Origin of the sequence: Neobacillus notoginsengisoli, from assembly GCF_003515685.1 — a bacterium.
Lineage (GTDB): Bacteria > Bacillota > Bacilli > Bacillales > Cytobacillaceae > Bacillus_D > Bacillus_D notoginsengisoli.
In genome coordinates this window covers 126,852-150,378 of sequence record NZ_QWEG01000004.1, presented here as the reverse complement: position 1 = coordinate 150,378, position 23,527 = coordinate 126,852, and the positions used below count along the sequence as shown (strand labels likewise).

Below are 23,527 nucleotides of genomic sequence, written 5' to 3'. Positions count from 1 at the left end.
CCTGTAAGCCTTATGTCTGAAGTTTACCCGTCCTCTTTAGAATAGCATGTAGGACGAGGGTTGTCTTTATGTTCATGTAAATCTGGACCAGCTCCGGTATCGTATCGTGCCACAGGCCCGATCAGCATGGGCAGTACGCAGCAGTTTAATTCGCGTTTTGCTGGCTGTCCTGATTCTTGAACTCTTTTTCAAGCTGGGCAATCCGCGCGTCAATCGTATTGCGGAAATAAGAACTATTTACCTCATTTTCGACATTATCGAGATACGTTTCAATATCCCTAAAGCGGTTATCCGACTTCAATTCCCCTGCTTCTACAACCTGATTGATCCGATGGTTGGCCCTGCTAATGTTTTCCCGACCCATCAGTTCGAGACGGCGGATATTCATATCCTTTAATTTGTGCTTCATTTCTTCATAACGGGCTTCCAATTCAGCCAACTGGCGTGCAGCCTGTTCCATTGCTCCTTCGAGGCGGATCGCCCGGTCTGAGAAATGCAGATGCTCCCTTTCCGCAAACTCCTGCAATGCCAGCTCCCCAGCTTTTGCCGCAATATCAGCTTGATACTTCCGCTTCTCAGCCATTTCTTTCGCCTGATTGTATTCGCGGACGAATTCATCCTTAAGCGCGTGCTGCCGCTCGACAAGATCTCTGACCTTCTCCGTTTCCTTTTCACACTGGCGCAAATACTCATTCAGCATCGCAATCGGGTTTTTCCTTTCCTTCTGATCGATCGCTTCATGCAAATCCGCCATAACCGTATTTTTAAGTTTCATAAATAAATTTGCCATTTTCATTTCCTCTCCCTTGATTAATAGTTTTTATGCAATTCATTCCATTGCTTTTCAAAATTGACGAATGGATCTTTTTCAGTGTGAGTTTCGCTAACAGATTCTGTGTACTTTGTTTCGTTCCATTTCTTATACACAAGATACAAGACATAGGCTGCCGCAACTCCAAAGAGTGCCGGTGCGTTGCTTGCCGCGGAAGCCAGGACGATCAGACCGATGATGGCAAGACCAATTTTTGCCGCAGTTGAGTCAGTTTTCAGAAACTGCTTAATAACAAAGTACAAAATCGCCAGGCTGATCACCATTCCCGCGATCGGGCCGATTGTGGATAACAGGATCATCACCGCGATCCCTCCCACTACGAGTAAGCCAAATTTTTTCATTTCGTTTCCTCTCCTTTCATGTCTCTATCTTACCTTTGGCGCGTTTTTTCCATAACGTGCTCCAGACAGATTTTCAACTAAGACCTGAGGCGGAGATGGGGTGGGACTGGGATTAATTGCGGGCCAATTTTGCAAAAAAATAAAGCATCCGCTTGGGATAAGCGGATGCTGTAAACAACCTTATTTCGAAATGAACATTTGCGTCCAATAGTGGCGCTGCGACCCGCCGGCAGCATAGCCGACGCCTATGCGGGTATAGCCCTGATTAAGGATATTGGCCCTGTGGCCCGGTGAATTCATCCAAGCCCGAACCACCTCGGCAGCGCTTGTTTGCCCGGCCGCGATGTTCTCTCCAGCTGACCTGTATGCAATGCCGAAGTTCTTCATCATTGTAAAAGGGGATCCGTATGTAGGGCTCGTATGGGAGAAATAGCTTTTGTCCCTCATATCCATTGATTTATACCTCGCCACTCTCGACAGTTCCCAATCATGGGTCAGCGGCTTGAGCCCGTGCTTGGCGCGCTCCTGGTTCGTCAAGCTAATTACCTGCTGCTCAACACTTTTTTCGCCGATGGATGGGATTGTGACCTTCTGGCCCGGATAAATCAAATTCGGGTTTTTAAACTGCGGATTCGCGCGGATGATCTCAGTAAGGCCCACGTGATATCGCACTGAAATTTTCCAGAGCGTGTCCCCTCGTACAACCGTATGGATGGTCTGCGCATGGGAAATGGTCGGCAAAACGATAAACGTCACTACCAGCAGCAAAATAAACAAGAATCCTTTTTTCATTATTATCGCCTCCTCGGGATAGATTGTGTTTTTTTTACAAAAATATACCGGGAGCTGGGCGTTTAACGATTAATCTTTTTTCCGGCGGGAAAACAATGAATAGGTACTTGCTCCCTTGTTTTGGAAACACTATTTGATGAAGGCATTGTAGGAGGCGCTTTATGGAAAACCTGTCCTGGATGGAACTGATTATCCTAATATTGGCCAGTTACCGTCTGACCCACCTGATTGTTTTTGACAAAATCACAGAATTCATCCGAAAGCCATTCATGCGAAAGAAAAAAGTCGAGACGTCGCATGGCAGCGAAATGAAAGACGTACCAAAGAATATGTTTGGCTACCTGCTCAATTGCTATTGGTGCGCGGGCATTTGGAGCGCCCTTTTTCTCGGTGGCGGCTATTTGCTTTTTCCAAAACCGTTCCTCGTCCTTGCACTGATCCTCGCCATCGCCGGCGGCCAGTCTGTCATTGAAACGTTTGTTGGGGTCAATGTTAAAAAGGTCGCCTACTATTCCGCGAAGGAACACGAAGACAAGGCCCCCGCCGCCGACCCTCCAAAAGAGAATCCGAAGGGATGAGAAAAACTCGCCTTCGCTGGCGAGTTTAATAAAGCCGGGGAGCGTTCGGACAGTGTGTTTACTCTTTGAATCTCTAGCGGTCGGATTCGGACTCTCTACCAGGATTTAAGGCTCCAAGAGTCCGAATAAGCATAGGATTCGGACTTTCTACCGGGCTTTAAGGCTCCAAGAGTCCGAATTAGCCCAGGATTCGGACTCTATACCAGGATTTAAGGCTCCAAGAGTCCGAATAAGCATAGGATTCGGACTTTCTACCGGGCTTTAAAGCTCCAAGAGTCCGAATTAGCCCAGGATTCGGACTCTATACAAGGTTCTAAGGCCTCAAGAGTCCGAATCGCAACAACACGCAGTAAGGCAGGGTTGAACAAACCCGCCATTTCATTAATCCATATCCATTTTTATCAAATCCCACGACGAAACGATGCCAATCGGCTTTTCCTTGTGCGAGCCGTTTTCGGTAATAATAACGGCTTCGAGTTTATTTTCCTCCTCCGCGCGCGAGTCGTACAAATCCTGCAGTTCAAATATATTCATACCCTGCGAAACAACTTTCACTGTATTCGTTCTTTCATACTTCTGGACATCGCGCAGCTTTTGCCCGGCGAGGTCAATCTTCGCCCCCTTCAGCTTGCTGGCAAAATAACGCCTCAACCCGCTTTCGGTCATCAAAAACTTGAAGCGGCCATCCTCATAAATCGGATATTGCGTAAATTCATGTTTCTCCATTTCCATCAGTGCATCCTTTACATCTTCGTCCGCTTCAAACGTCTTCACCGGCTTAGAGGCGACCGTCAAAATCGACGGAGGAACACGCAGGAATTCGGCGATGCTTTCAATTTGCTCGACTATTTCCGGGTGGGGCTCAGCGATATAAAAATTCTTTCTGCTCTTTTCATGCACGAGCGCATTACGGAGCTTCGCATAGCTTTTCAAATCATCGAAATAACGGCGAATCGGCGCATGTCTATTTTTCACTCTATGAAGGAGCTCGAGGAACTGGTCCGTTTCCGCATTCTGTTCGAGCTTTTTTAATTCAGCATGGATTTGGTTGAACGCCACCTCAAAGCGCTCCGACCTCTCCCTAATGCGTTTAATCTCTTTTTGTTTATCGGCCATTGGCTGCCTCCTTGGAATTTTCGACTTCTTCCTCCTTCTTTACCAACGTAGCGAGGAACATGAAACATCCTGTCTGGCCCTTTATTCAATTGGGGGATGTTTCTTTATTCAAGAGCATTTTTTGCAAAAAAAATACACCCGTTTCACAAAAAACGGATGCAGTCTTCTACTTATTTACCAACAGATGCCCGGATCGCGGCCTCAAACTGGATGATGATGTCGCTGGCGTGTTCAATCCCGACAGAAATTCGGACAACTTGGCGGTTAATGCCAAGTGCGGCGCGCGCTTCCGGGGACAGGGCGCGATGGGAGGTTACTTCCGGATGGGAAACCGTTGTTTCAACGCCGGCCAAAGTTGGAGCAATTTTAATCCATGACAGGGCTCGGAAAAAATCATTTATATCGGCCTTTTCGGTCAGCTCCACCGTAACGATGGCGCCAAAGCCATCTTCCCCGCCATGTTCAAATGGATGATAGACCTTTTCGACATCAGCATTTTCCTTAAGCGCCAGCGCGAGTTTCCTGGCATTGGAGGACTGGGCTTTCATCCGGAGCGCCAAGGTCTTCAGCCCGCGGACAGTCAGCCACGCTTCGAACGGGCTTAAATTCGAGCCTAGGTTTACAATTTTCCCGCTCGCTCTCGCAATCAAATCCTCCCTGCCGACAACGACTCCCGACGTGACATCACTGTGACCGCCGATATATTTTGTCGCGCTGTGGACAACAAGTTCCGCCCCTAGCTCATAAGGCCGGACATGGAGCGGCGTTGCGAACGTATTGTCAACGAGCGTAAGCAAGCCGTGTTTTTTTGCAAAATGAATGACAGCCTCAAGATCCTCGACGCGTAGAAGCGGATTCGTGATTGATTCCGTATAAATGAGCCGGGTATTGGCCCGTACTTCTTTTTCCACAAGAGAAAGGTCCGTAAAAGAAACAAACGTTGTTTCAATGCCGAAATCCTTCAGTTCTTCCTTGAGCATATGAAAACTGCCGCCGTACAGGTCATCGGCGGCGATAATATGCTCCCCACTTTTGACAACCGCAAGCACGCCGGCGAGAATGGCGGACAGTCCGGACGAAGCAGCGACTCCGGCCGGGGCACCTTCTAACCGTGCCACTGCCGCGCCAAGCTCGTCCGTATTTGGATTGCCGACCCTCGAATAAAGATAACGGCCGTTGCCTTCATAAAAGCCTTCAAGTTCATCCAGGTCCTTAAACGTGAATGCGGACGTCTGGTAAATCGGCGTCACCTTACTGGCAATTTCCCTGCCTTCTATTTTATCCCCATGCAGTACTTTCGTTTCAAACTCCCTTGCCACTTCAGCCACCTTCTTCCTAATTATGTGGGTGAGTATATCAGGCAAAAAGAAGCTCGTCAACGTACTCGAACTAATTTTCCGACTTTTCTGCTTGAGAAAATGATACACTATCCCATAAGGGGGTTGGACACATGAAAAAGAAGACGATCGGGCTAATTGCGGTAGCAGCTTTCGTAATCGTTTTTTTAACAGGCTCGCAATCTTATTTCAATTACAAAGAAATCAATTTTGCAACAGATAAATGCTTGGAAATTGGCGGAAGCCCAGTGGTGCAAAGCAGTTTTCTCGCACTCAACTTCTCGTTTTCCTGCGAAAAATGACCTCAAATGAAGAGGTCTTTTTTTAATGCCATTTTGCTTACAGGAATTTAGATTTATTTTTCCTAAACAGGGAACAATATAGTGAACTTTAACATGTTTTTGCAAAAGATGAATTTAGCCTGATTAGGAGGAATAGCATGAACGGACAAAAGTATCCAAGATCCTATTGGCGGGAAATTGACCTACCGAAGTTCAGCAAGCTTGATGGAGACCTTTCAGTCGATGTCGCGATTGTCGGCGCGGGGATGACCGGAATTACCGCGGCCTACCTGCTGACACAGCAAGGCAAAAAGGTCGCACTCTTTGAGGCAGGCAGCGTCTTGAACGGGACAACCGGACATACGACCGCGAAGATCACCGCCCAGCACGGGCTCCTATACGATGAGCTGATCAGCCACTTCGGTGAGGAGAACGCAAAGCTTTATTACGAGTCCCATATTGATGCACTTGGATTCATCCGCCGGACGGTCAACGAGGAAAACATCGATTGTGACTTTAGCGACCAGGACGCGGTCATTTATTCGGTGACAGATGAATACAAGCAAAAAATCGAGACCGAGGCAGAAGCTTACAAAAAACTAGGAATCCCAAGCGAGCTTAAAAGCAGCATTCCTTTTCCGATCGAAGTGAAAAATGCGCTCGTGATGAAGGACCAAAGCCAGTTCCATCCGCTGAAATATTTGCGTGCTCTTTTGAAAAAGGCCGTGGATGCCGGGTGCCAGGTGTATGAAAACACGACGGCGAAGGACATCACGGTCGAAGGCGGCACGGTCCTGCATACGAAGGATGGACAGAAAGTTTCCTGCGGGCATGTGATCATCGCTTCGCACTGGCCATTTTTTGATAAAAGAGGGCTGTTTTTCGCGAGGATGTATGCCTCCCGTTCTTATGCAATTGGTGTGAAATCGGACAAGGAGTACCCGGGCGGCATGTACATTAGCGCAGACTCGCCGACACGGTCGATTCGCTATACACCGCATAATGGCGAGAATTTGCTGGTAATCGGCGGAGAGAACCACCGGACCGGCAAAAATGAAGATACGGAAAAGCATTATCAAGCATTGGCGGATTTCACTGAGAATGTTTTTGGGAACGGGGACTATACGTACCGCTGGTCTGCTCAGGATATGGATACACTCGATAAACTGCCGTATATCGGGCCCTTGAAGGATGATGAGGAAACAATTCTCGTTGCGACAGGCTACAAAAAGTGGGGGATGACGACGAGTACGCTTGCGGGCCACATTTTAACCGACTATGTGCTGAACCGCGAAAGCCCTTATAAAGATCTTTACCATCCATCCAGGTTTGAGCTTGATCCCTCGCTGAAGAAAGCGGTAACCTTCAATGCGGAAGTGGCCGGCCATCTTGTGAAAGGTAAGCTTGAGTACATTCCGAAGTTTCCTGGAGATCTTGCTGTTGGTGAAGGTGGCGTTGTGCTTGTGGATGGGAAGCGCGCCGGCGGGTATAAGGATGAAACCGGGAAGTTGTATTTAGTTGATACGACCTGCACCCATCTTGGCTGTGAGTGCGAATGGAATAATGCCGAAAAGACATGGGACTGCCCGTGCCACGGTTCGCGGTTCTCATACGGCGGCGATGTCGTCGAAGGGCCGGCGATTGAGTCGCTTAAGAAGCTGGAAGGGTAGGCAATTCTCACTGGGGCAAATTCAAGGGTTGTTGTCCTACCATTAGGCAACTTTGGACAGTTGGGGTCAAGAATACCAGGTTTCTGTCCCAACAAAGGGCATCTTGGGACAGTTGGGGCCAAGAATACCGGGTTTCTGTCCCAACATAGGGTATCTTGAGACAGTTGGGGCCAAGAATTCTGGATTACTGTCCCAACATTAGGCATCTTGGGACAGTCGGGCCAAGAATTCTGGGCTACTGTCCCAACATATTTTACCGCCTTTTTTATATGGGTAATGCAGCACTTTTCCATCCCTAAAATCGAATAAAGAAACAGCTGCACTCCGAAAAGTGCAGCTGCTTCTCTCTTCAATCATCATTCGGGCGGTTGCGGATCAGCTCGTCCTGGCCGGTCGTAAATTTGACTAGCTCGGAGCTTGTTTTCCCGAACTTTTTATTATTGTTAACTTGCGCGTTTCGGTTGCCGAGTTTCTTTCTGCCCATCGTAAAACATCTCCTTTGTCAGGAAGTGTTCTTAGTTTAGGCTTACGGCTATTTGTTCATCCAGGCAAGTTTTGCTTTTTGCCAAGATCGGGGGTTTTCCTATATTTGGTTTCTTGTTCGAAGGCATACGCCAGCTGGATTAGATCTGGCTCGCTCCAAGCCGTGCCGGCGAACGTGATGCCGACGGGCTCCCCTTCCTCCGTGTAGCCGGCGGGCACAACAACTGAGGGGTAGCCGGCCCTTGCTGAAATATCCGCACCTTCAGTATGTGGGAAAATAATCGCATCGAGATTGTATTCATTCAATACGCAATCAATGCCGTTTTCTTTCGCGTGGTATTCATTAAATTCGAGTGACCGAACGTAAGCTTCTTCATAAAGCCCTCCGCTCGTCGCTTCTGACCCAATCAGAACCTCTTGGCCATATTTGAGCATTTCCGCTTCATTTTCCTTGTTGAACTGGATGACGTCAGCAAGTGAGCGGACCTTTGCGGAAGGCCCCAACCCATTCAGGTAAGCGTTCACGCCTGCTTTGAATTCGAAAGTAAGCACTTCCCAGTCCCATTGCCTTTTTGCCGAAGGAATTGAAATGTCAATGATTTCGGCGCCGAGTTCCCGAAGCTTTTCAATTGCCTGCTCAACGACCGCCGCTCTCATCTCTCCTGCCTCAGCAAAATAATGTTCCCTTGCCACTCCAAGCCTTTTGCCGGAAAGGCATTTTTCCAAAAAGACTGTGAAATTGAAGCCTAAAAGCCGGCTCGCCGAAGTCGCCGGATCCCGCGGGTCCTCTCCCGCCAATGCTGTGAGTAAAATGGCAGCATCCGTCACTGTCCGCGCCATCGGTCCAGCCGTATCCTGGGTATGGGCGATCGGAATGATCCCTCGTCTGCTGATGAGTCCGACCGTTGGCTTAATTCCGACCAGTGCGTTTTGCGCGGACGGATCCAAAATTGACCCCGAGGTTTCGGTTCCAACAGCGACTGCCGCGAAATTGGCAGCAATCGCTGCACCAGAACCTGAACTCGAGCCGCCAACATCAAACTTGCCCGGTCCGTATGGATTCAAGGTCTGGCCACCCCTTGAGCTATAACCGCTTTTCATGCCAATGGCCATAAAATTTGCCCACTCGGTCATGTTTGTTTTGCCTAAAATGACAGCCCCTGCTTCACGGAGTTTCCTCGCCACTTCGGAATCGGCCGGAGAGTAGGAATCCGCCAACGCCTTTGAGCCCGCGCTCGTATGCATTTTATCCCCAGTGTCAATGTTGTCTTTCAGAAGAACCGGAATGCCGTGCAGCGGCCCCCGCGCACCCTTCACTTCCCGCTCGGCATCCAGCGCAGCCGCGATTTGGATGGCGTCCGGGTTGATTTCGAGAACCGATTTCAATTCAGGACCTTTTCTGTCAAACTGCGAAATCCGGTACAGGTACATCAGGACAAGCTCTTTTGCGGTGAGCTCGCCTTGTTCCATTTTTCCCTGCATGTCCGCAATTGTTGCTTCCTCTAGCCAAGTATCGTGCAAATGCTTTAATTTAGGATTTTGCAAAATAAAGCCCCCATTCCGTTTGCTGGTACACTAATCAAAATTCTAGATGGAGGCGTTGAAATCCTTTTTTCCAAAAAATACACCCCGGGTGTGACCCCGGGGCTTTAGTCAATTTATTTTATTTTGCCGGTTTTCGGGCTCCTTTTTCCTTTACTGCCCTTCCACTCAGGACCACGCTCCAGCTTTCTTATGTCTTCAACCGCAATGGTTCCTTTATAGAAAATCCTTTTTTCAACAGGTACATTCAGCTTACGGGCAAAAGCCTTCAGCTCACGCTCTTCGCGGTTCGTGACAAGCGAAATGACGATCCCATCGTCCCCCATCCTTCCTGTCCGGCCTGACCGATGGATGTACTGATCAATATCACGCGGAAAATCAACATGAACGACATGGGTCACACCTTCGATATCAAGTCCCCTCGCGGCTACATCAGTTGCGATCAGCATCCTGAGCTTGCCGTCACGGAAATCCTGGACAGCCCTTTGGCGTTCCATTTTGCCAAGCTCGCTGTGGAGCAGACTGACTGCTAAATCCTTGAACTGGAGCTTCGCTGCAATGACTGGGATTTCCGTAATATCATTAATAAAGGCGAGCGCTTTAACCCCGTTCAGCCGGGCGACTTTTTCGAGCATTAGCATTTTCTCCCGCGGTTCGCAAAGGAAGTAAATATGCTCAACCTTCCCTTCTTCGAACGTCTCATCCTTCGTGATCCGGATGGTTTCAGGATTCTCAGTCAGATTTTTCGCAAGCTGTTCGGTCTCTGGCTTCATTGTTGCAGAGAAAAGGACAACCTGGCGTTCTTTAAGGGCTGACTTGACAATATCAAGGACTGGCCCGAAATGTTCACGGACGAGCAATTGATCGCCTTCATCAAGGACGATTGTTTTTACTTCGTGCATCTTTATTTTTTTCTGCTTGATTAGCTCGTTCAGCCTGCCGGGAGTCCCGAAGATAATGTGGGGCTTCTTTTTCAGCTTCTCCAGCTGCCGTTTTACGTTTGCCCCGCCAATAAACGAGGCGCCGCGGATCCCGCTTCCTTCCGACCACTTTTGGAATTCCCCGAAAACCTGCATGATCAGCTCCTGGCTCGAGGCGAGTACAACTGCTTGAAGTGCCTGGCTAGAGCTGTCGATTTTCTGGAGTACCGGCAAAAGATACGCCAGTGTTTTTCCGGTACCGGTCGGCGACTCGGCGATGAGGTCACGGCCTTCTAAAATAACCGGGATCGCCGCTTCTTGGATGGCTGTCGGCCTGTTAAAACCTGATTTTTTCCAACCATCTTGTATAAAAGGCTTGAATGTTTCGTTTATGTTCAGCATCATTTGCTCCTTCTTAGTCTCAATTGTTTTTATTATAAGGATTTCCCAATGATAAATCCATTCACACTTCGAAACTCCCACCGTAAACGGTGGAGGCTTCAAAAAACTAAATTTGTCGGTTTTGTCAAAGCAAATATGACACTATTGTGAACATTGCAGAGGAGAACGCCTTCTCCACGTCCTTCGATGATAAAATAAATTACGTACGATATTACCATATCGGAGTTGAAAACAATGTTAAAGAAAATTCTAATTGTTGTAGGACTGTTGTTCCTATTTTTATCTAATAAAGCAATTGCACCATCAACGATAGGTTTTTCACAAGAGGCCGCCGCTGCCGCGAGTAAGGAAACGCCGAAGCAAACAGGAAATGCAGAAACGGATTCTCCTGTCGGCATCAAAGCCTACATCCTCCCCGGACTCGCTGGAATAGTAATTATTGGCGGCATCGCCTCCTACTGGCTTGTATTCCGAAAGAGAGTCGTTTAACCAGCCTTTCACAAAGGGCTGGTTTTTATTTTCGCTCCTCTTCAATTCCACCTTCACTATTGATTTTGTCACTCAACCATTAGCATCGGGCAAATATTCACGAAGATGTCACAGCTTTCACCAAAGATAAAGCTTATTTCCATTCAGCTTTCCATTATAATAATTTTATCGAATGGAGGGGTCACTATTCTTCAGTCTTTTTTGGCCAATCTTGGTATTATGCTGCTGATGCATTTAAGCATTAATACTTCTTATTACTTAATCCATGAAAATAAAATAAACAAGGCTTTTCAGCCTGTCATCCATATTTTAATCGTAACAGCTTCTATCATTTCAATGTTCCATTTTTCATATATGAGCGATGGTCACCGGGTCGATTTACGAATGATCCCAATCATCCTACTGGGGGTTTTTCATAGCTGGAAATACGTTTTACCGGTCATCGTCATCTCTTCCCTGTACCGGCTTGGCCTTGGCGGTCCTACTGCTGTGCATGGAACCATATTTGGAATTATTATTCCATCTATTCTTTCATTAATTGCTTTTACCTGGCGCGACAAGAAACATATCCTCGTGATTCTGTTAGGATGCATTACCGTTTCCTGGCTTGTTTCTGATCTCCTCCCTGCAAAAATCAGACTCGCGGTACCAGATGGAGTTGCACTCATTCATTTAGGGGCGCTGTTATCCGCGTTTCTCATTATGTATTTTTTCGCCTTAACTGGCAGGCGCCATTTGGATACATTAAAGACACAGCAGTTTTTCGCTGAACGCGACCCGCTAACCGGACTTTACAACATGCGCAAGTTCGATACCAAGCTTGAACAGTTCAGCCCCGAAGGAAAACGGATGTTCATTGCAATGATTGATATCGATCATTTTAAAGGAATTAATGATACACTCGGCCACCAGGTTGGGGACGCCGCCATCAAGAATGTCGGCAAAATTCTTTTGACATATTGCAAAAAAGATATGTTCATTGCCCGCTGGGGGGGAGATGAGTTTATCGTGTTCATGGCTGCCGAACGCATCTTGACCGTCCGCCAAGAGCTTGAATCCATTCGTAAAGGCGTTAGGGAGAACCCAACCTCCGCAGGGGTCGGGATTATGCCCATCACCTTGTCCCTATCCATCGGAGTCGCAGAACTGACAGACCTCTCTCACCTGAAAGAAACCATCGAAGAAGCCGACAAACAACTTTACCTAGCAAAAAAACTCGGCAGAGACCGGGTTTGCTGAGGTAGGGGACGGTTCCAGTGCTTCTTTCGGTTCCCGAAAGAAGCAGCGGAACCGTCCCTGCTTCATACCTGCTTCATAATCAAAGCCTCCCCGAAAATCCGGGCAGGCTTTGTTTTTTTCTTAGTGGCCGACGTTGTAGACGTTGGGGATGAGGTGCCGCCATTCTTCATAGGTAATCATTGTGTGCCAGTTGCCGGTTAGTTTGGCGATAGCAATCACGATGAAGAAGGTTGCGAAAAAAGCGGCCGGGATGACCCATTTGTTGACTTTCTTTGTTGCAACGGTCATGTTCAGTGTATCTTTGACCGGGCACACTTCCACACAGGACATGCAGGCAGTACAGTCAGGTGTTTTGACGGTCTTCACTTTGGAAACGGTAATCCGCTGCGGGCACACCTTTGTGCAGGCATTGCAGTCAATGCATGTATCCGCATTCCGCCTGATTTTTGTGATGCCAAAAACGGATCCCAAGCCGATCAGGGCGCCATACGGGCATAAAAAGCGGCACCAGAAATTTTTCACGAACAGTGACAGGACAACTAAAACGAGGATGACTGTCAGCCCAATGCCACCGACGTTCAGGAAGAAAAGCATCATTTTCACATCGGAAACCTTGTTGTAATTTCCGGCCATAAAGTCGATCGCACCCATAGTCGGCATAGTCAAAACCATGAAAAGAAAAAGGAATAACAACAAATATTTAATTGGCGTCAAAATCCATTTCAGCCATTTTGGTACGTCGAAATTCCATTTGAATAGCTTTTTGCCAAGACGGCCAATCCATTCACTCAGTGTGCCGATTGGGCACATCCAGCCACAAAATGCTTTTCGGAAAATGAACCCCGAAGCAATAAAAAAGGTAAACAACGCAAGTCCGGCCGGATGAATCGGGTCAAAAATGCCAGTTGTGATCCAAACCTTTAAAGCAACGAGCGCGCTGATTGGCAGGAAGCCTTCAACCGCTGGCGGCCTGGGCACCAATGGGTCCAGCCCCATCGTGTTGAAATGCATATAAAACTGGTAAAAACGCACTCCAATAAACAGGAGAAATAGCGCAAACACAATCTGGACAGCCATCCGGGTGTACTGAATCGGATGCCGTTTCACTCGCTTATAATACTTTTTCAGCACAGCCATACAAATCCCTCCGTTTCATTCCTATATATTCACTATAGAGAAACGAAACGGGCAAGTATGTGATATAGATAACATACTAAACATTGTCGGAAAACTGTCACAGACAGACTTCCCGCTATGATTGGCGGCTTTTGTAATCGGAAGCAGCAACTGTCTGTGCGTTCGACGGGCGCAAAAGGAAGACTTAGCGACCGAACGGCAACTGCTTTCGGTTAATAAAGGCGCACTTAGTCATCGAACGACCACTCACAAGCCAAGCCCTCATGCACTAAGCCCTCTTCAATCCAGCCCCTTCTTATCACTTTCAAAAAGAATTCCGCTCTCTAGTCGCGCTTGTTCAGTTGTCTCCACAACAATTCGGCTTAACCGTTTAAGCTCATCATAGGCTGGACGGTCCCCCTCATTAATAATCCGGGCGAATTCAACCGCCTCATACATCATGTCCTGTTCTTCCTGATCGACCCCAAGTTCTTCCCGCTCCTTTGTGCGGCTATCATGAAACGTAACGGACGAAATGGGTGCCGCGTCCCCAATAATGAAGGTCCCTTTTTCACCATGAATTTCACACGGAACGGTTGAATCTGAAATTTTAGAGCACATAATCGTACAGACGAAACCCGGGTAAGTGAGAACGAGAGTACCAGAGCCATCGACGCCGGTAGGCAGGATGACTGGTGAATACGTGACGCCTTCTGGCTTGCCAAAAAGAGAAACGGCTAAAGAAAGCGGATAGACGCCAAGGTCTGCGAGGGCGCCCCCGGAGAATTTTGCCGAGAAGATATTTGGTTCTTCGCCTTTTAAAACAAGGTCATAGCGGGATGAATATGACATGTAGGTAAGGAAAGCGCTTCTCAGCGTTCCCGCCCTGCCGAGTTCCCGCTTTAACACCTTAAGGTTCGGCGAATGGATATTGCGGATCGCCTCGAAAAGAAAGACGCCATTTTCTTCGGCTACCCTGAACGCCTGATCAAGTTCCTTCACATTTGAAAAGATTGGCTTCTCGCAGAAAACATGTTTTTTATTTTGCAAAAAAAGAATGGCCTGCTCGTAGTGAAGCGAGTTCGGCGATGCTATGTATACTGCATCGATTTCCGGGCTTGCCGCCATTTCTTCAAGGTCTGTAAAAATCAACGGAGCTTTGTTTTCCTCCGCGAACTTTCCGGCTTTTTCAGGTGAACGGGAGTAAACTGCCTTCAATTCCATTTTTCCGCTAAGCCTTGCCGCGGATATAAAAGCTGCTGTAATCCAACTGGTGCCGACTGTGCCAAATTTAATCATATAACCCTACCTGCTTTCATGTTTTCTTTCATTTTATCCTTATACAGGATTGAATGAAATTTTTTTGGCTAAAATGCCGCTTTTCCCTGTTAAATAGCCGGTTTTATGGAAAAATAACAGTATTTATGATATATATACAAGTATCTTAACGCGTTTTTCGAAAGAGGTAGAAAACTGTGGACAATACGTCTAATTTTATTCGCGACATCATTATTAAGGATTTGGAGTCGGGCAAGCACAAAACTGTCGTTACCCGCTTCCCTCCGGAACCGAACGGCTATTTACATATCGGCCACGCCAAATCGATCGTCCTGAACTTTGGGTTTGCTGACGAATTTGGCGGCACGACAAACCTCCGTTTCGATGATACAAACCCGCTGAAGGAGGATATCGAGTACGTCCATTCAATCAAGGAAGATGTACAATGGCTTGGCTTTGAATGGGACAATCTTCACTTTGCCTCGGACTATTTTGAAGAGATGTACAACCGGGCCGTTCTTTTGATCAAAAAAGGACTTGCCTATGTCGACGACCTGTCTGCGGACGAGATTCGCGAGTACCGCGGAACGTTGACAGAGCCTGGCAAAAACAGCCCGTACCGCGACCGGTCAATCGAGGAGAACCTTGACCTTTTCGCACGGATGAGGGCTGGTGAATTCGAAGATGGGGCAAAAGTACTTCGAGCAAAAATTGATATGAGTTCGCCGAATATCAATCTTCGCGACCCAGTCCTTTACCGGATTGCCCATGCTGAACACCACAATACAGGCAACGAATGGTGCATCTATCCGATGTACGCCTTCGCCCACCCGCTTGAGGATGCGATTGAGGGCGTTACCCACTCAATCTGTACGGTTGAATTCGAAGACCAGCGCCCATTTTACAACTGGGTTGTCGAGCAGTGTGAAATGGAGGCCACTCCGCAGCAAATTGAGTTCGGCCGTCTGAATATCACAAACACAGTGATGAGTAAGCGGAAGCTGAAGCAGCTTGTTGATGAAGGCTTCGTCGATGGCTGGGACGACCCGAGGATGCCGACGATTTCAGGCATGAGGCGCCGCGGCTATACACCTGAAGCGATCCGCACGTTTGTCCGTGAAACGGGGGTTTCCAAGAGCTCCGGCGCGGTCGATGAGCAAATGCTTGAGCATTTTGTCCGTGAAGATTTGAAGCTGAAGGCACCAAGACCGATGGCAGTCATGAACCCTCTCAAGGTTGTGATCACCAACTACCCTGAAGGGGAAGTGGAATGGCTTGATGCGGAAAACAACCCGGAAAATGAGGAAATGGGCATCAGGCAGATTCCATTCTCCCGTGAAATTTATATCGAGCAGGATGATTTCATGGAAGATCCGCCGAAAAAATACTTCCGCCTTTTCCCTGGGAACGAAGTCCGCCTGAAGCATGCGTATTTCATTAAATGTGAAGAAGTCATCAAAGATGAGGACGAAAATGTAGTCGAGCTCCGCTGCACATATGACCCCGAAACCAAGAGCGGAACAGGCTTCACGGGTCGCAAGGTGAAAGGGACCATCCACTGGGTTGAGGCGAGTAACGCCGTTCCTGCTGAGTTCAGGCTGTACGAACCGCTCATTCTTGACGATGACGGCGAGGAAGACGGCGAAGACGATGAAAAAACCTTCCTCGATAAGGTGAACCCTAATTCCCTAGAAGTGCTGCAAGGCTTCATCGAGCCAAACATGAAGGATGTCCAGCCGCAGGATAAATTCCAGTTCTTCCGCCACGGCTACTTTAATGTCGATCCTACATTGACTACGCCTGAAAAGCCGGTATTCAACCGGATTGTTTCGCTGAAGAGCTCGTTTAGGCTTTAAATCGAGTTCGACAGAGCTTATTTTTGCAAAAAAACATCTAACTTAATCATGAGTCCCCTTTTTTCCGGGTTACATGCGGTAAAAAGGGGATTTTTGTTTCGTGTTAGTTTGGTAAGAGGTTTTATGATCCAATTCCTTCGGTTTGTTAGCGAGATCAACCAATTTATTATCCAATTTCCCTCGTTTGTTAGCGAATTTAGTTACTTTATTATCTAATTTACTAGTTTTATTATCCAATTCTATAAACAGCTGCAGTTTGCACGAGCATTTTTTTGAAAAAAACACCCTTCACACGATGTTAACCGTGCAAAGGGTGTTTCGAATTACGCCAGCGTAACAAGAGATTTTAGAACGTTCCCCCGCCTCACTAGTTTAGTTCATTATTCATACCGCAATGATTCAATCGGATCGAGCTTTGATGCCTTATTCGCGGGCAAGATGCCGAAAACTACACCGATGACCATCGAGAACAGAACCCCAATCAGAACGACCTGCCACGAAACGAGTGAAGGCCATCCGGCAAAAACGCTGACAAGCGAGGCGACTCCCCAGCCAAAGCCAATCCCGACAATGCCGCCAATTAGCGTGAGGGTGACCGACTCAATCAAAAACTGGGTCAGTACCTGGTTCCTTGTCGCGCCAAGCGCCATTCGGATGCCGATTTCCCTTGTCCGCTCGGTGACGGAAACAAGCATGATATTCATGACGCCAATCCCGCCGACGAACAGCGAGATGCCGGCAATGCTCCCGATAATAAGGGTCATGATTTTCGTGACCTGTCCGATGCCTGCGGCAATTTCCTCCATATTGATGACTTGGTACGATTTTTCCGTATTATGGAGCTGATTCAATGTCTTTGCGGCCTTTTTGCCGGCGGTCTGGATTTTATCAGGGTTGGCTGCCTGGAGTGTCAGCTGGGTGAAGTCTGAAGTACCGAACATCATCCTCCATGTCTGGAACGGCAGATAAACTTCCATCGAGCCAAAAGCAAACAAACCTTCAGGCTTTTCAAGCACCCCGACTACCTCAACCGGCTGGCCGGCTACAAGAATGACTTTCCCAACAGGTGATTTTCCTTCAAAAAGCTCCTCTAGAAGCTTATGGCTGACGAGCGCGGAACGCCTGCCGCCGAGGAAGTCAGACGCCGTTAACGTCCTGCCCTTTTTCACCTTTATCTCGTGGAGATCAAGATACTCTTTCGAAATTCCCGTTGCCGATATATCGACCGCTTTGTCCTGTATCCTGGCTGTGGAAAATTGGGAGCTTGACGCAATGACTTCCTTGATTTCTGGAATTTGTTTTAGCGCCCGAATATCCTCTTGCGTAAACGGCGCCTGATTGAACACATTCGGGTTCACGCGGATTTCCTCATCAGAGGGCTGGTAAAAAACTTCGATTGTGTTGCCCGGCCCGGTGATTTGGTTTTTCAGCATGGCCTCGCCGCCCTGCCCAATTGCGACAACAATGATGACCGCGCCCACGCCAATAATAATGCCAAGCATGGTCAAAATAGACCTCATTTTATGGGCTTTCAATGACCCGAGGGCCATTTTAAAATTTTCCATCAGGCTCATCCGCCGTCACCCCATTCCAGCGAAGGAGCACCCCATTTGCGCTCGACGGAAGCCGAAGGAACGATTTCCCCGTCCCTGACCATAATCGTCCTGTTCGCATATTCGGCGATTTCCGGCTCATGGGTCACGACAATCACGGTGACGCCTTCTCTGTTCAACCTTTGAAACTGCTCCATAATCGTCCGGCTCGTTTTCGTATCTAGCGCTCCCGTCGGTTCATCCGCAAGAATGAGGGAAGGCCTGTTGACAATCGCCCTAGCTATGGCGACCCGTTGCTTTTGCCCGCCGGAAAGGGCATTGGGCAAATGGTCCATCCTGTCTTCGAGGCCCATCTTCTCCAATGCCTCTGCTGCCCGTTCCGTCCTTTCATCTTTAGAAATGCCTGCATAAATCATTGGCAATTCGACGTTTTTCAACGCGGTCAGGCGCGGCAACAGATGGAATTGCTGAAATACAAACCCGATCGACTCATTTCTGACCCTTGCTAAGTCAGGCTCCTTATAATCAGAAACATCCTCTCCGTCGAGGAGATACGTTCCTTTGGACACTTTATCGAGGCAGCCGATAATGTTCATGAGCGTCGATTTTCCAGAGCCTGAAGGACCCATAATCGCGACAAATTCGCCATCCTCGATTTTGACGGACACATTTTTCAAAACATCTAATTGTTCTGTTCCTACCGTGTATGACTTTGTGATCGATTGAAGTTCAATCATTTCACGGTCACTTCCATGCCGTCCTTCATCTTTGCTGGCGGATTGGCAATTACCTTGTCCTTTTCCTTAACTCCCTCGGTTATTTCTACCTTCGAACCTGTCATGATGCCTGTTTTTACCTCTTTCTTATGTGCAATTCCTTTTTTCACGACATACACATACTGAGCATCTTCTTCATCGACAATGGCTGACTCAGGAAGAACAATCGCTGTCTTTTTCTCTGTTTCAATTTCCATAATGACCTGGAAGCCCGGCTTCAGGACAGGATTTTTGCCGGAAAGCTTGACCAATACAGGGTATTGGACTGCCTGCGATCCTGCCATCGCCGCTTGCGAGTCAGGGAGCGTACTTACCTTTGTGACCTCTCCTGGCCAATTCTGATCCGGAACCGCGTCAGATCGGAGAATGACTTTTTGCCCGACACTGACTTTCAAGGTGTCATATTCGGATAAAAGCCCTTTCGCAATCAGCCCCTCCATTTTGCCGACCAGCACAATCGGCTGGGCTCCAGCTGCAGCGGAAAGGGAGGCACTTTCATCCACAAGCAGGACCATTCCGTCTATCGTACTCTTAATCTCCAGTTCTCCCGTTCTTTTTTCAATACTTTCCTTCTGTAAATTTGCCTGTTTTAATTCAAGTTCAGCCACCTTCAGCTCCATTTCCACCTGGCTGATCTGGCCTGTGATTTGCGCCTCGGCAGCCGGGTCAGGAAGAAGCCCGCTGGACAGTTCCGTTTCCTGCTTCTCCAAATCGCTGAGCTGCTTTTTAAGCTGGGTAATTTTCATATTATTGGATTCAAGTGATAACGTATTTTGTTCTGCTTCAAGCTGAAGCTGCGCATTTTCAAACTTCGCCAGGACCGTCCCTTTTTTGATTGACTGGCCTTCTTCTACCAAAATGTCTTTCAATGTACCGCGCTCTGGTGACAAATAGACTGCCTGCTCCTCTTCCAGGGCAACAGAACCCGGAACCATCAAGTACGAAGAAATTTCGTCTTGCTTCACTTCCATCACCTTGACAATAGGCCCTTGCGCATAAACCTCACGATAAACACTGACGCCAATCATGGACAACAGCACGACAGTTATGAGCGATCCAATGAGTATTTTCTTTTTCATTATAATTTAGGCGCCCCCTGAAGCAGAGTGCCGACCATCGCGATTCCGAGTCCAATAAGGAAGAAGATAATGGTGATGGTCCAAGCAAGTGCTTTGGAGAAACGTGCCGTTTTATGAAGCCCGGTGGCTGTTAGAATCATTGCCCAAATGGCAAAAAACTCGATGGAGCCAAGAACACCAGCCTGATCTTTACCAAGCAGCCCGCCAAGGCTTGTCACTGGCGTTTCGGGATTTGCCCTAATCGCCATCGCGACAGCATTGTTCAATAAAAGTCCAACAGCCGTGACAATCGTTATGTACGTATTCATCGAGAACAATTGCCTAAACGATACCCCGACCTTGGCTATTTTTGCAATTAACAGCTGGATGGCACTAGAAACGACAGCCCCAATCCCCGGGCTTAATACCCCGGTCACAACCATCGCAATCCTTGTCCCCGTCAAGAACATCTCTGCGTTCTCCGCTGGGATTCCCTGCTTAATTAGCGTATCCGTATCCATCATCATTGCCATCATAGCCATCCCAACCGCATTGACGACTGCGACAATCAACAGCGGAATCCAGATCTTCGGATTGGTCCTGATTCTTTCGAATTGCTCACTCGGACTAGTAAAAATTCCAAGAAGTGATGGCGTCTGCTGTTGTACGTTTGTTTCAACTCGAGTTTCCATTAACTGCTCCCCCTCTTTTTTCTCTTATGGAAAACTTACCATATTTAGGCACCCCTATAAATAGATATGGGTCACTTTCCCGAATTTCTCTAGTATGTAAGACGTATGAACTGCCAAATAGTTTCAATTTTCTTTTTTTGCAAAATTGATAGGTCACCAGATTCCTAGCGAATTTTCACTAGTAAAAGTGTCTTGCTATCAAGGAAAAGCTGACCTATCCCTAAAATAATGTTATTTTAAAAAGCATAAGTCCCTGGCCCGCTCTTGGTTCAGGAACTTATGCTTTTATTGTTTCTCCAGCAACGAAATAATTCGGTCCAGCTTTTCCTCCGTGCGATCGAGCCGTTCCTCCAGCCGCATAATTGAATTTGCCTTTTGGCGCTGGCCCGTAAGGACAACCTTGACGAAAAATCCGAGCGAAACGAAAAATAAAACAATAAGAAAAATAGTCATCAATTGAAAAATGACATCGCCTGTATTCATCTAAAGGTCCTCCCCATTTCTACTAGTTGTATCTCTATTTACGGAATAAGCGGCAATATGTTTCAGCTTTTCCATCCTGGCAAAAAAAAACCCCGGCAACTCAATCACCAGGTTTCTTTCCTGTCAAAATTTCAACCAGTGTTTCCGAATCTTCTTTTGCCAGCATCGCGTACTTGTTTTCGCCTTCAAATAATATTTCCACTCCATCTCGAAAAGAAATCCAAACGATATATTTGCCATTTAGAATGAAGTCCGGAGTCCGCTCCATGCTGACTTTGGCATCCTCCCAACCGGCGCGGAAAAAAATATCCCTTACCGCCGCAATCTCCCCCTTGTCAGTAATCACACGGACTGATTCAGCCCCAGCAAATGCTTCAACATCTATAGCCCCATCGAAATAAACCTCGGCCCGATCCTCAACCGTTCGATCACTGCCGTTCGCTTTTTCAACGGCGCTTCTGCCTCCGCTTGCTTTATCTTCAGACATTTTTGCCGACTCCGAGCCGTCAAAGCCGCTATGATTCGCTAGGATATAACCGACAAACACAAGCACGAAGATTGCAGCCAACCCGGCGAGTGACCGTTTCATGACACCAATCCACTGGTCTTTCCGATCAAGCCGTTCGGCCTCCTTGAGAATGGATTGATGAATCGTTTTAAAAGTTTGCTCATTCAGTTGTTTCTGCGGAAGGTCCTTCAATGCCGATTCCAGCTCACGAAATTCTTCCTGACCGCTCATTGAGGCCACCTCCTCTTTGATTCCGGAGCACTTTAAGCGCGCGATGGTAATTCGTCCTAACCATATCCTCGGTCCAATTCAACACCGCCGCCGTTTCCGCGACACTTAATTCCTTTATCCCCCTTAAAATCACAACTTCCCGATAATTCTGTTTCAGCTTCTGGATGGCCGCAAGCAGCTCTTCTGCCTGCTCGTTCGCCTCAAAAATCGTTTCCGGTGTCTCCGAGTCGACACCCTCCGGCTGCTGCTCAAACCGGGTTATTTTGTCCCAAATCCTGTTTTTCTTCTTTCTCGCGTCATCAATCGCTAAATTCCGCGCAATCGTAAACAGCCATGTTTTTGGACTTGAATTGTAATTGAACCGTTCCAAACCCTTCAATGCCTTAATGAATGTCTCCTGAACAAGGTCCTCGACATCCCTTTTGCCCGTATAATAGATTAAAAAATTATACACATCATGGCTATATTGCTGGAACCACTCTGAAATGATCTCTTTCCTCAACATTGGGTTTCCTCCGCTTTCCTCTCAACTAGTAGACGGATATGAGCGCAATCTGTGGCAAATATAAATAAAGCCTGGCATGCCACCGTGCCAGGCCTGTCCCACTATCAGTTTACCAGAAAAAGGGTTGCCAAATGTTAAAAATACAAATAATACGACTCCGTATAAGCCCTCACCTCGCAGCCATTCCGCTCAAACACCCGCTGCATCGCCACATTGGCAACATGCGTGCTGCCCACATAAACCTCCGCCCCAATTTCCTTCAGCATTGAAAGGGCTTCTTTATGCAAAAATGAACCAAGTCCCCGTCCCCTGGCACTAGGCAAGATTCCGAAATAGAACAGCCTTCCCTCGCCGGGCATTCCGGGCTCAATATGCGGAATCGCCACTCCAATCGCTGTTTCGCCTTCAAAAAAGACTCTGCAAACGCTCGGCCAGCCTTCACCAAGTTCTGTCCTCACCGATTCCAGCTGCTGGTCCATCGTCAGGGTTGAAGCTTGGTTCGCAGAAAAACTCATTGCCTGTTCCCAATAATCTTTGAACTCCTCTTCGGACAAATCCGTGCTTTCAAGCGATCGCCAACTGGTCTTTTTTGCGGAAGCTTCATGGTTCTTTAAATCTTTGTGCACATCCACTTTCGAGGAGAAATGTTCAAATCCCTTTTCAACGAGAAGCCTTCCTGCTTCCGGGTTCCCTGTATGGATCGTGACTCCTGTCCGCTCGACGCCCATTTGGCGGGAAATTTCGATGAGTTTTGTAATCTTGCTTTCCCATTCATTGAGTTCCCCTGGCACCTTTTGCTCTAGAACAATAGATATTGGCAACCCTGCCAATAGATTGAAGTCCGACCCGAACAAGCTTTCAATCTGTTTCACCTGTTCCATAACGCTCCCCTTCCTTGTATTACCCCCACACTCTATGAATCTCCGGCTTTTCACCCTCAAACCTGATCTCATACACATCCGGATTCGAGAGTGCCTTCCACTCTTCAAAGCCAAAGCTTTCATCATAGTATTTGAGAATCAGAGCCATCAAGTTCCCGTGCGTGACCACCGCCGCGTACTTTTTCGTTTTTGCAAGGATTGCATTGATTGCTTTCAAGCCCCTCTTTGTAGCCGCCGCGCCGGACTCCCCACCTTCAAATGCCAATTCCGGATCATTGAACGACCGCTCCAGCATATTCGGCCAATTTGGATTTTCTCCCGAGCATAGCACCCGTTCGGCAAGCCTTTCATCCGTTTCCATCTCGATTTCGGCCTCTTTTGCAAAAGGGCGAATGGTTGAAACCGCCCTATTAAACGGACTGGAACCTATCGTATCGATTTGTTTTCCTTTAAGAAACTGCGCAAGCTCATTCGCCTGGCTTTCCCCTAGTGAAGTAAGCTTCGCATTAGGCTCCTGTCCTTCTGCCTTGCAATGTCGGATCAAATAAACCGTTTTTACTCCAAGCAA

The 23,527-nt window shown here is 47.7% G+C and carries 25 protein-coding genes; 6 read left to right on the top strand and 19 right to left on the bottom strand.

Annotation, left to right across the window (positions count from 1 at the left end):
* Positions 1-145 precede the first annotated feature (145 nt).
* The 3 genes from D1B31_RS07380 to safA all read right to left on the bottom strand — a co-directional run bounded on the left by D1B31_RS07380 (position 146) and on the right by safA (position 1,965).
* A complete protein-coding gene (locus D1B31_RS07380) occupies positions 146-790 on the bottom strand; it encodes a PspA/IM30 family protein (protein ID WP_118920326.1) in 645 nt (214 codons plus the stop codon).
* Positions 791-810: 20 nt separating this feature from the next.
* Positions 811-1,173, bottom strand: a complete 363-nt coding sequence (locus tag D1B31_RS07375) for a lmo0954 family membrane protein (RefSeq protein WP_118920121.1) — start codon at positions 1,171-1,173, stop codon at positions 811-813.
* Positions 1,174-1,353: 180 nt separating this feature from the next.
* On the bottom strand, positions 1,354-1,965 hold the full coding sequence (safA, locus tag D1B31_RS07370; protein ID WP_118920120.1) for a SafA/ExsA family spore coat assembly protein: 612 nt from the start codon (positions 1,963-1,965) through the stop codon (positions 1,354-1,356).
* Positions 1,966-2,126: 161 nt separating this feature from the next.
* Between safA and D1B31_RS07365 the strand changes: the two genes are divergently transcribed.
* Positions 2,127-2,543 (top strand): DUF1360 domain-containing protein, encoded by a 417-nt coding sequence (locus tag D1B31_RS07365; RefSeq protein WP_118920119.1) that lies wholly within the window; start codon positions 2,127-2,129, stop codon positions 2,541-2,543.
* A 381-nt stretch (positions 2,544-2,924) separates the two neighbouring features.
* Here the strand turns inward: D1B31_RS07365 and D1B31_RS07360 are convergent, their stop codons facing one another.
* Positions 2,925-3,659, bottom strand: a complete 735-nt coding sequence (locus D1B31_RS07360; RefSeq protein WP_118920118.1) for a CBS domain-containing protein — start codon at positions 3,657-3,659, stop codon at positions 2,925-2,927.
* A gap of 170 nt (positions 3,660-3,829) precedes the next feature.
* A complete protein-coding gene (locus D1B31_RS07355) occupies positions 3,830-4,978 on the bottom strand; it encodes a trans-sulfuration enzyme family protein (RefSeq protein ID WP_118920117.1) in 1,149 nt (382 codons plus the stop codon).
* 131 nt (positions 4,979-5,109) lie between these two features.
* On the opposite strand from D1B31_RS07355, the gene D1B31_RS07350 reads away from it, so the two are divergent.
* Positions 5,110-5,298, top strand: coding sequence for a hypothetical protein (locus D1B31_RS07350; RefSeq protein ID WP_118920116.1), 189 nt, complete (start codon positions 5,110-5,112; stop codon positions 5,296-5,298).
* Positions 5,299-5,435: 137 nt separating this feature from the next.
* Positions 5,436-6,947 (top strand): FAD-dependent oxidoreductase, encoded by a 1,512-nt coding sequence (locus D1B31_RS07345; RefSeq protein ID WP_118920115.1) that lies wholly within the window; start codon positions 5,436-5,438, stop codon positions 6,945-6,947.
* Positions 6,948-7,296: 349 nt separating this feature from the next.
* On the opposite strand, the gene D1B31_RS25025 is transcribed toward D1B31_RS07345, so the two are convergent.
* From D1B31_RS25025 to D1B31_RS07335, 3 genes are all read right to left on the bottom strand, one after another.
* Entirely contained in the window at positions 7,297-7,431 is a 135-nt protein-coding gene (locus D1B31_RS25025; RefSeq protein WP_275670706.1) for a hypothetical protein, read from the bottom strand.
* 56 nt (positions 7,432-7,487) lie between these two features.
* Positions 7,488-8,975, bottom strand: a complete 1,488-nt coding sequence (locus D1B31_RS07340) for an amidase family protein (RefSeq protein ID WP_118920114.1) — start codon at positions 8,973-8,975, stop codon at positions 7,488-7,490.
* Positions 8,976-9,088: 113 nt separating this feature from the next.
* A complete protein-coding gene (locus D1B31_RS07335; protein WP_118920113.1) occupies positions 9,089-10,294 on the bottom strand; it encodes a DEAD/DEAH box helicase in 1,206 nt (401 codons plus the stop codon).
* Between the two features lie 234 nt (positions 10,295-10,528).
* Between D1B31_RS07335 and D1B31_RS07330 the strand changes: the two genes are divergently transcribed.
* Positions 10,529-10,783, top strand: a complete 255-nt coding sequence (locus tag D1B31_RS07330; RefSeq protein WP_118920112.1) for a hypothetical protein — start codon at positions 10,529-10,531, stop codon at positions 10,781-10,783.
* A 201-nt stretch (positions 10,784-10,984) separates the two neighbouring features.
* Positions 10,985-12,022: a GGDEF domain-containing protein gene (locus D1B31_RS07325; RefSeq protein WP_158587489.1), complete on the top strand. Its 1,038-nt coding sequence runs from the start codon at positions 10,985-10,987 to the stop codon at positions 12,020-12,022.
* Between the two features lie 120 nt (positions 12,023-12,142).
* On the opposite strand, the gene D1B31_RS07320 is transcribed toward D1B31_RS07325, so the two are convergent.
* Both D1B31_RS07320 and D1B31_RS07315 read right to left on the bottom strand, forming a co-directional pair.
* Positions 12,143-13,159: a 4Fe-4S binding protein gene (locus tag D1B31_RS07320; RefSeq protein ID WP_118920110.1), complete on the bottom strand. Its 1,017-nt coding sequence runs from the start codon at positions 13,157-13,159 to the stop codon at positions 12,143-12,145.
* Between the two features lie 279 nt (positions 13,160-13,438).
* On the bottom strand, positions 13,439-14,434 hold the full coding sequence (locus D1B31_RS07315; RefSeq protein ID WP_118920325.1) for a Gfo/Idh/MocA family protein: 996 nt from the start codon (positions 14,432-14,434) through the stop codon (positions 13,439-13,441).
* Positions 14,435-14,613: 179 nt separating this feature from the next.
* Here D1B31_RS07315 and D1B31_RS07310 point away from each other — a divergent pair, with 179 nt between their 5' ends.
* On the top strand, positions 14,614-16,272 hold the full coding sequence (locus tag D1B31_RS07310) for a glutamine--tRNA ligase/YqeY domain fusion protein (RefSeq protein ID WP_118920109.1): 1,659 nt from the start codon (positions 14,614-14,616) through the stop codon (positions 16,270-16,272).
* A gap of 380 nt (positions 16,273-16,652) precedes the next feature.
* Here the strand turns inward: D1B31_RS07310 and D1B31_RS07305 are convergent, their stop codons facing one another.
* The 9 genes from D1B31_RS07305 to D1B31_RS07265 all read right to left on the bottom strand — a co-directional run bounded on the left by D1B31_RS07305 (position 16,653) and on the right by D1B31_RS07265 (position 23,527).
* On the bottom strand, positions 16,653-17,846 hold the full coding sequence (locus D1B31_RS07305) for an ABC transporter permease (RefSeq protein WP_118920108.1): 1,194 nt from the start codon (positions 17,844-17,846) through the stop codon (positions 16,653-16,655).
* The gene (locus D1B31_RS07300) at positions 17,843-18,562 is read right to left on the bottom strand and encodes an ABC transporter ATP-binding protein (protein ID WP_118920107.1); all 720 of its coding nucleotides are present in this window, start codon (positions 18,560-18,562) and stop codon (positions 17,843-17,845) included. Before D1B31_RS07300 ends, D1B31_RS07305 begins: the two co-directional genes overlap by 4 nt.
* Entirely contained in the window at positions 18,559-19,680 is a 1,122-nt protein-coding gene (locus tag D1B31_RS07295; protein ID WP_118920106.1) for an efflux RND transporter periplasmic adaptor subunit, read from the bottom strand. Before D1B31_RS07295 ends, D1B31_RS07300 begins: the two co-directional genes overlap by 4 nt.
* Complete coding sequence (yknW, locus tag D1B31_RS07290; protein WP_118920105.1) at positions 19,680-20,351, bottom strand: YknW family membrane protein; 672 nt, start codon at positions 20,349-20,351, stop codon at positions 19,680-19,682. Before yknW ends, D1B31_RS07295 begins: the two co-directional genes overlap by 1 nt.
* Positions 20,352-20,636: 285 nt before the next feature.
* Positions 20,637-20,834 (bottom strand): DUF4083 family protein, encoded by a 198-nt coding sequence (locus D1B31_RS07285; RefSeq protein WP_118920104.1) that lies wholly within the window; start codon positions 20,832-20,834, stop codon positions 20,637-20,639.
* 100 nt (positions 20,835-20,934) lie between these two features.
* On the bottom strand, positions 20,935-21,573 hold the full coding sequence (locus tag D1B31_RS07280; protein ID WP_118920103.1) for a hypothetical protein: 639 nt from the start codon (positions 21,571-21,573) through the stop codon (positions 20,935-20,937).
* Positions 21,548-22,078, bottom strand: a complete 531-nt coding sequence (locus D1B31_RS07275; RefSeq protein ID WP_118920102.1) for an RNA polymerase sigma factor — start codon at positions 22,076-22,078, stop codon at positions 21,548-21,550. The genes D1B31_RS07280 and D1B31_RS07275 overlap by 26 nt, the downstream gene beginning before the upstream one ends.
* Before the next feature lie 134 nt (positions 22,079-22,212).
* The gene (locus tag D1B31_RS07270) at positions 22,213-22,959 is read right to left on the bottom strand and encodes a GNAT family N-acetyltransferase (protein WP_158587488.1); all 747 of its coding nucleotides are present in this window, start codon (positions 22,957-22,959) and stop codon (positions 22,213-22,215) included.
* A 19-nt stretch (positions 22,960-22,978) separates the two neighbouring features.
* The gene (locus tag D1B31_RS07265; protein ID WP_118920100.1) at positions 22,979-23,527 is read right to left on the bottom strand and encodes a histidine phosphatase family protein; all 549 of its coding nucleotides are present in this window, start codon (positions 23,525-23,527) and stop codon (positions 22,979-22,981) included.